Raw genomic sequence first — 7,970 nt, 5'->3', positions numbered from 1 at the left:
GCCTCCAGGCGAAAGTAGAGGTCGGGGAGCGCCTGGAAGACGCCCTCCAGCTCCTGCGTGCGCTCCAGCAGGGCTTCCTGGGCGGCCTCGTGCTCGGCCACCTCCTCCTCCAGGGCCTCGTTGGCCTCGGCCAGCTCCGTCGTGCGCTCGCGCACGCGCTGCTCCAGCTCCTCGTTGGCGCGGCGCAGGGCCTCCTCGGCCGCCTTCCACTCGCTGGTCTCGCGGGCCGTGGCCAGCAGCCGGTCCTCGCCGCCGATGGTGACGCGGCGCAGGGTGATCTCCGCCCACACCGGGCGTCCGTCCTTGTGGCGGCCCAGCCACTGGAAGCGCTGCGGCTGGCCGGTGACGGCGCGGCGCACGTGCTCCAGGGCCTGCTCGGGGGTAAAGGGCGGCTCGCCCCAGCTCAGCCCGGCCGTGCCCAGCGCCTTTTGCTCCTCCACGGAATAGCCGTACATCTCGCACGCCGTCTGGTTCACGTCCAGGAACGCGCCCGTGTCCAGGTCGTGCAGCCAGATCCCCGCGCCCGCGCAGTCAAAGATGGTGCGGTAGCTTTCCTCGCGGTCGCGCAGGGCCTGCTCGGCCAGCTTGCGCTCGGTGATGTCGCGGGCCGTGGCCAGCAGCCGGTCCGTGCCCCCGATGTTCACGCGGTCCAGCCGCACCTCGCTCCACGCCTGTCCCGCCCCGCCCAGCCCCGTCTGCCATTCGTACTGCTGGGGCTCGCCCCGGGAGGCACGGCGCATGTACTCCCGCGCCGCCTCGGCCGTGTACGGCGCGGGGCCGCCCGTGATCATGTCCATCCCCCGCCGGCGCAGCTCGTCCAGCGTCATCCCGGCGGCCTCGCAGGCGCGGCGGTTGGCGTCCAGGATGGCGCCCGTCTCCACGTCGTGGACGTAGATGGGGTCGTTGGACAGCTCGAAGATGGTGCGGTAGCTCTCCTCGGACGCGCGCAGGGCCTGCTCGGCCGCCTTGCGCTCGCCGATGTCGCGGACGAGGGCCAGCACGCGCACCTGCCCCGCCAGGCTGACGCGCTGCAGGCTCACCTCGCCCCAGATGGGCGCGCCCGTGCGGGGGTGCACGGACATCCACTCGAAGCGCTGCGCCTCGCCGTCCAGGGCGCGCTGGTTGAGCTCGCGGGCCCGCTCCAGGGTGTACGGCGGGGGCCCGTTCCAGATGACGGACGCGGCGTCCTGCTTGAGCTCGTCCAGCGAGCAGTCGCACATCTCGCAGGCGCGGGGGTTGGCGTCCAGCACGCTCCCCGTCTGGGCGTCCGTGACGAAGATGGCGTCGCTGGAGCTCTCGAAGATGGCGCGGTAGCTCTCCTCGGAGCGGCGCATGGCCTCCTCGGCCGCGCGCTGCTCCGTGACGTCCTGGTGCACGACCACCACCTCCTGCACCTCGCCGTCCGCGCCGCGGATGGGGAAGTACGAGGCCTGCACCCAGCGCGGCCACTCCATCCCCTCTGGCGCCACGGCCCCGGGGACGATGTCGGCGGGATGGAAGAGGACGGCGGGGAGGATGACCGTCTCGCCCGCGAACGCCCGGCGCACGAGGGCGCTGATCTCGGGCGCGTCCACGTCGCGCAGGGGGTTGTAGCGCCGCACCTGCTCCAGCGAGAGCCCCCACAGCCGCTCGTACGCCGCGTTCACGCGCACGACGCTGCCGTCGCGGGCGTACACCTTTACGCTGTGGGGAAACTGCTCGAAGAGGTCGCGGAAGCGTGCCTCGGACGCGCGCAGGGCGCGGTCGGCCTCGTTGCGCTCCGTGACGTCCTGGGAGATGCCCACCATCCGCAGCCCCTGCCCGGCGGGATCCGGGAGCAGCTTGCCCTGGGTCTGCAGCTCGCGCAGGGAGCCGTCGGGGCGAACGACGCGGTAGGGAAAGTTGAAGGGCGTGCCCGTGGCGATGAGCCGGTCGCACTCGGCGACGACGGTGGCCTGGTCGTCGGGGTGCACGTGGTCCAGGAACTCGCCGAAGGTGCGCGCGCCGCCCTCGGACAGGCCGTGGATGCGGCGCTGCTCCGGCGACCAGCGGACGGTGTCGGTGGGCAGGTTCCACTCCCAGGTGCCCAGCCCGGCCAGCGTCTCCACCTCGTCCAGGGTGCGCTCGCGCTCCAGGAGGGCGGCCACGGCCAGGTGGTGCTCGGTGACGTCCCGCGCCGTGCCCACCAGGCGTCCCGGCCCGCCGTCGGCGTCGTCGATGCGCCGGGCCTGGGCGTACAGCCAGCGCACCTGGCCCCCGGCGCGGACCACGCGGTAGGCCACGGAGGCCACGTCGCCCGTGCGCAGGGCCGCCTGGGTGGCGTCGGAGACGGCGTCGCGGTCGTCGGGGTGGACGCAGTCCAGGAAGTCGGCGTAGGTGGTGGGGGCGGCGTGCTCGTCCAGGCCGTGGATGCGCAGCTGCTCGGCGCTCCAGCGGATGGGCTGCGCGGGCAGGTCCGTGCCCAGCGACTGCTCCCAGCTGCCCAGCGAGGCCAGGCGCTCCACCTCGTCCAGGCGGCGCTCGCGGTCGGCCAGGGCGGCCTGGGCGCGGGCGCGCGCGGCGCGTTCGGCCTCCAGCGCCTCCAGGGCGGCGGCCAGCGCGTCGTCGCTGCCGGACACGGGCACGGCGACGGGCGTTTGGGCGGTGGGGGCTGCTGGGGAAAGCGGGTCCATCGGTTCAAGCTCGCGGGCAGGGGGACTGCGCGGTCCGCGGGAGGGAGGCGGTCCGCGCATAAACGTAGCAACGCCTTACGCATGGAACAAGATCACGGACAAAGATTTTTCTCACGCGGAGGGAGCAGAGGCAGCAGAAAAGACCACTGATTTTCTCACGCAGAGCCGCAGAGCCGCAGAGCCGCAGAGCCGCAGAGCCGCGGAGCCGCAGAGCCGCGGAGCCGCGGAGCCGCGGAGCCGCGGAGCCGCGGAGTACTTCGGCCGCGCGCAAGGCTGGGGTACTCTGCTGCCCCTGCTCCCTCTGCGTGAAAAAAGCAGTTGCAGTTCCTCTGCGCCTCTGCGGCTCTGCGTGAGAAATCAGTTGGTCTCGGGCCGTGTCGGGTCACATGGGTCAAATGTACCATGCCGGAAACGGGACGCCCCGGCAGATTGGTCCAACGAGCCGCGCAGGGGCTCTCGGATGGAACCCCAACGGAGATCCGCCATGCGCGGTCCGTCTTCTTCCCCGTCAGCCGCCGGAACTGCGAAGCACCACGTGCAGCCCCCGGCGTTTTCCATAGATCCCGGCCTCGATGCCGGCGCGGCGCGCGGGAACGGCGCCGCGGACCCGTTCCCCATCCCCGCCGGACCGCCGGCCCCGCCGTCGGACCCGGCTTTCGACATAGATCGCGGCCACGAGGCCGGCGCCGCGCGCCTTTCGGCGATCGCGGACGCCGCCCGCGGCGCGGCGGGGGCTTGCTCCCCGGCGGAGCTGACCGCGGCCCTGCGCCGCGCCTGCTCCCCCGCCGTGCTCCCGTGCGACGGCTTTCGCTTTGCCACCTACGACCGCGCGGCCGACGCCCTGCGCTACCACGCGGCTTTTCCCGCCCTGGCCTCGGGCGACGACCAGACGGGCTGGAGCGCCATCCGCGCCGGCCTGCCGCAGAACGTCCCCGCCCGCGCCGCCGCGCCCGCCGTGCTCTCCGCCCCCGTCCGGGCCGGCGACGACACGCTGGGCGTCATCGTCCTCACCCGCGAAACGGACTTCGACGCCGACGAGGCCACCTTCCTCGAGGCCCTCGCGTCCGTGGCCGCGCCCGCGCTCCTCCGCGTCCGCATGGCCGACGCGCTGCGCGCCAGCGAGGGGTGGGAGCAGCGCGTGGACGAGCGCACCCGCGAGCTGGCCCACGCCAACGACGCCCTGGAGGCCGAGGTCCAGCAGCACCGCGCCGCCCGCGAGGAGCTGCTGCACCGCACGCGCGAGCTGGAGGTCATCTTCAGCGCCCTGCCGGACCTGTACTTTCGCCTGGCGGACGACGGGACCATCCTGAGCTACCGCGCCGGCTCGTACAACGGGCTGTACGTGGACCCCGAGGTCTTTCTCGACCACCGCCTGCAGGACGTGATGCCCCCCGACGTGGGCCGGCGCTTCGACGCGGCCCGGGCAGAGGTGCGGCGCACGGGGCAGGTGGTGTCGATGGAGTACACCCTCCCCGTCCCCGGCGACACGGGCGAGGGCGAGGAGCGCGCCTACGAGGCCCGCATCGTCCCCCTCATGCCCGGCGAGCTGGCCGCCATCGTCCGCGACGTCACGGACAGCCGCCAGGCGCAGGCCGCCGTGCGGGAGAGCGAGGAAAGCTACCGCGGGCTCTTTGACAACCTCACGGAGCTGGTCTACATCCAGGACCTGGAGGGCCGCTTTCTGAACGTGAACGAGGCGGTCCTGCGCACGTACGGCTACACCCGCGAGGAGCTGCTGGGGCGCACGCCGGAGATCCTGGCCGCCCCCGAGGTGGACCTGCAGGCCACCGTGGAGCGGTTCGCCCGCGCCGTGGCCGGCGAGCCGCAGCGGTGCGAGTGGTGGGGCCGCCGCAAGGACGGGTCGGTCTTTCCCAAGGACCTGTCCCTGGCCCGCTCCACCTACTTCGGGCAGGACGCCGTCATCGCCGTGGCGCGCGACATCACGGAGCGCGTGGAGGCCGAGCAGGCCCTGCGGGCCCGCGAGGAGCACTTTCGCCGGCTCATCGAGCACGCGTCGGACATGGTGAGCATCATTGGCCCGGACGGCGGCATCCGGTACGAGAGCGAGGCCATCGAGCGCATGTTCGGCTACACGGTGGCGGAGGGCGCCGGCGCCAGCGCGTGGACGCGGGTGCACCCGGACGACCACCCGATCGTGGCGCAGGCCCTGGCCGCGGTCATCGCCAACCCCGGCTGCACGGGGAGCTCGGAGTTCCGCTACCGGCACGCCAACGGCGAGTGGCGCATCGTGGAGGCCGTGGGCAAGACGCTCACGGACGACCCGGCCGAAGGCATCGTCATCAACACCCGCGACGTCACGGCCCGCCGCCTGGCCGAGCAGGCCCTGCGCGAGAGCGAGGAGCGGTACCGCGCGCTCATCGAGAACGGCCACGACATCATCGTCATCCTGGACCCGGAGACGGGCGAGGTGCGCTACCAGAGCCCGTCCATGGAGCGCATCCTGGGCTACGCCCCCGGCGACCTGGCCGAGCGGAGCGTCTTCGACCTGGTGCACCCCGACGACCTGCCCGAGGGGCTGGCCACCCTGGCCGAGGCCGTGGCCGCGCCGGGCACCACGCACCGCGCCGTGTACCGCTGCCGGCACGCGGACGGCGGATGGCGCACGCTGGAGACGTTCGGCCGCACGCTGCTGCCGGAATCGGCCGAGGGGGGGCTGGTGTTCAACACGCGCGACATCACCGAGGCGCAGGAGGCCGAGGACGCCCTGCGCCGCAGCGAGCGCCACTTTCGCCGGCTCATCGAGAACGCGCAGGACAACATCGCCATCGTCGACACGGCGGGGACGATGACGTACATGAGCCCGTCGTCGCTGCGGCTGCTGGGCTACCCGCCCGAGGCGCTGGTGGGGCGCAGCGCCTTTGGCTTCATTCACCCCGACGACCAGCGGCTGGTGGCGGACGAGCTGGCGCGCGTCTTTGGCGCGCCGGGGATGATCGGCCACGTGGAGTACCGGTTCCGGCACCACGACGGGACCTGGCGCTACCTGGAGGCGTTCGGGCAGACGATGTCGCCCGACGGGCCCGAGGAGGGCATCGTGGCCAACATCCGCGACGTCACGGAGCGCCGCCTGGCCGAGGAGGCCCTGCGCAGCGCCACGGCCGAGGCCGAGGCGGCCAACCGCGCCAAGAGCGAGTTCCTGTCGCGGATGAGCCACGAGCTGCGCACACCCATGAACTCCATTCTGGGCTTCGCGCAGCTGCTGGAGCGCGCGCACCTGCCCGTGGAGCAGCAGCGCGGCGTGCAGCACATCCTCACGGCGGGCCGGCACCTGCTGCGGTTGATCAACGAGGTGCTGGACATCGCGCGGATCGAGTCCGGCCGCCAGCAGCTCTCGCTGGAGCCCGTCCGCCTGAACGCCGTCCTCCAGGAGGCGCTCATCCTCAGCCGCCCGCTGGCCGCGCAGGCCGCCGTCTCGCTCGTGGCCATGGACGGCCCCGGCGACGCCGTCTTTGTCCGCGCGGACCGGCAGCGGCTGGTGCAGGTGCTGCTGAACCTCCTGTCCAACGCGGTCAAGTACAACCACCGGGGCGGGGCCGTGCGCCTGTCGTGGGAGGCGATCGAGGAGGAGGGCGGCGACCCGCGCGTGCGGCTGCGGGTGTCGGACACGGGGCGGGGGATCGCGCCCGAGAAGCAGGGCGAGCTGTTCGTCCCGTTCGCGCGGCTGGGGGCGGAGTACACGGGCGTGGAGGGGACGGGGCTGGGGCTGGCCCTGAGCCGCCGGCTGGTGGAGGCCATGGGCGGCGCCCTGCGGCTGGAGGAGAGCGGGCCGGAGGGCAGCGCCTTCACGGTGGAGCTGCGCCCCGCGGCGGACCCCTTGGATGGCCTGGTGCTGCGCCCCGCGTCGCACGGCACGGCGATGGATGCCGACGCGCCCGCGCCGGAGCCCGTGACGCTGCTGTACGTGGAGGACAACCTGGCCAACCTGAGCCTGGTGGAAAGCATCCTGGCGTCGCGGCCGGGGTGGCGGACGATCCCCGCCCTGCAAGGCCGGCTGGGCGCGGACCTGGCGTGCGAGCACCTGCCGGACCTCGTGCTGCTGGACCTGCACCTGCCCGACATGCAGGGCGACGAGGTGCTGCGCCGCCTGCGGTGCGATCCGCGCACGGCCCGCATTCCCGTGGTGATGATCAGCGCGGACGCCACGCCGCGCACCATCGACCGGCTGCGGGCGGAGGGCGCGGACGCGTACCTCACCAAGCCCATCGACGTGGACGAGTTCCTGTCCACCATCGACCGCCTGCTGCCCGTGCACGCCTGATCTTCACGGTCACGCAGAGAAAAGAGGAGGCGCGAGGAGATTTCTTCTCCCCGCGCCTCCTTCGCGTTTTGGAAAGTTTTACTGCATCTCACGCAGAGCCGCAGAGGCGCAGAGTACTGCAACAGCGCCGTTGAAGTACTCTGCGTCCTCTGCGGCTCTGCGTGAGAACAATCTGTTTTCTTTCCCCGCGCTGGAAACGTTTCCATGCGGCATGGGTCAACCGCACCATGTGGCGCGAAGGGAGAATGAGCATCATTCACTCGTCCGAGGCGCGGACACCGCACGAACCACCACGCGAGAGGCTGGATCCCACCATGAACGACGCCCTGCTCACCTCCCGCACCATCCTACTGGTGGACGACGAGGAAGCCAACCTGGACCTCCTGGAAGGCTTTCTTCGCGCCGAGGGCTACGACGCCCTGCCGCGCACCACGGACCCCCGCAAGGTGCTCGCGATGATGGATGAGCACCGGCCGGACCTGGTGCTGCTGGACCTGCACATGCCCCACAAGGACGGCTTCACCGTCCTGCGCGAGCTGGCCGCCCGCGACAACGAGGAGGACTACGTGCCCGTCCTGGTCCTCACGGCCGACGTGAACCCCACCGCCCGCGAGCGGGCCCTGGCCGGCGGCGCGCGCGACTTTCTCACCAAGCCGTTCGACGTGCTCGAGGTGCTGCTGCGCGTGCGCAACCTGCTGGAGACGCGCGTGCTGTACTCCCGGCAGCGCGAGGCCCGCGAGGCCGCCGAGCAGTCGCAGCGCCGCGCCGCCTTTTTGGCCGAGGCCAGCCGCGTGCTCTCGTCCTCGTTCGACACCAGCACCACGCTGGCCCAGCTGGCCCGCCTGGCCGTGCCCGAGCTGGCCGATCTCTGCATCGTGGACGTGCTGGACGGCGACGGCGCGTACCACCAGGCCGGCGCCGCGCACGTGGACGCCGCCAAGGAGGGGATGATCCGCGCCGACGCGCCCCGCCGCGCGGACCGGGCCCACCCGCTCACCACCCTCTACGCCGCCGGCGAGCCCGTGCTCCTGGCCGATGTC

At 72.6% G+C, this 7,970-nt stretch carries 3 protein-coding genes; 2 read left to right on the top strand and 1 reads right to left on the bottom strand.

The features are described from left to right. On the bottom strand, nucleotides 1-2,651 hold a 2,651-nt coding region (locus tag VFZ20_RS17125; RefSeq protein ID WP_329685134.1), incomplete at its 3' end, for a PAS domain S-box protein. 535 nt (nucleotides 2,652-3,186) lie between these two features. On the opposite strand from VFZ20_RS17125, the gene VFZ20_RS17120 reads away from it, so the two are divergent. Next, nucleotides 3,187-6,930 (top strand): PAS domain S-box protein, encoded by a 3,744-nt coding sequence (locus VFZ20_RS17120; protein WP_329685133.1) that lies wholly within the window; start codon nucleotides 3,187-3,189, stop codon nucleotides 6,928-6,930. A gap of 314 nt (nucleotides 6,931-7,244) precedes the next feature. Then, nucleotides 7,245-7,970 (top strand): response regulator (locus VFZ20_RS17115; protein ID WP_329685132.1); only part of this gene is annotated, 726 nt, incomplete at its 3' end.

It is taken from the genome of Longimicrobium sp. (assembly GCF_036280135.1).
In the GTDB taxonomy this organism is placed as follows: Bacteria; Gemmatimonadota; Gemmatimonadetes; order Longimicrobiales; family Longimicrobiaceae; genus Longimicrobium.
This window is presented reverse-complemented; position numbering and strand designations above follow the sequence as displayed.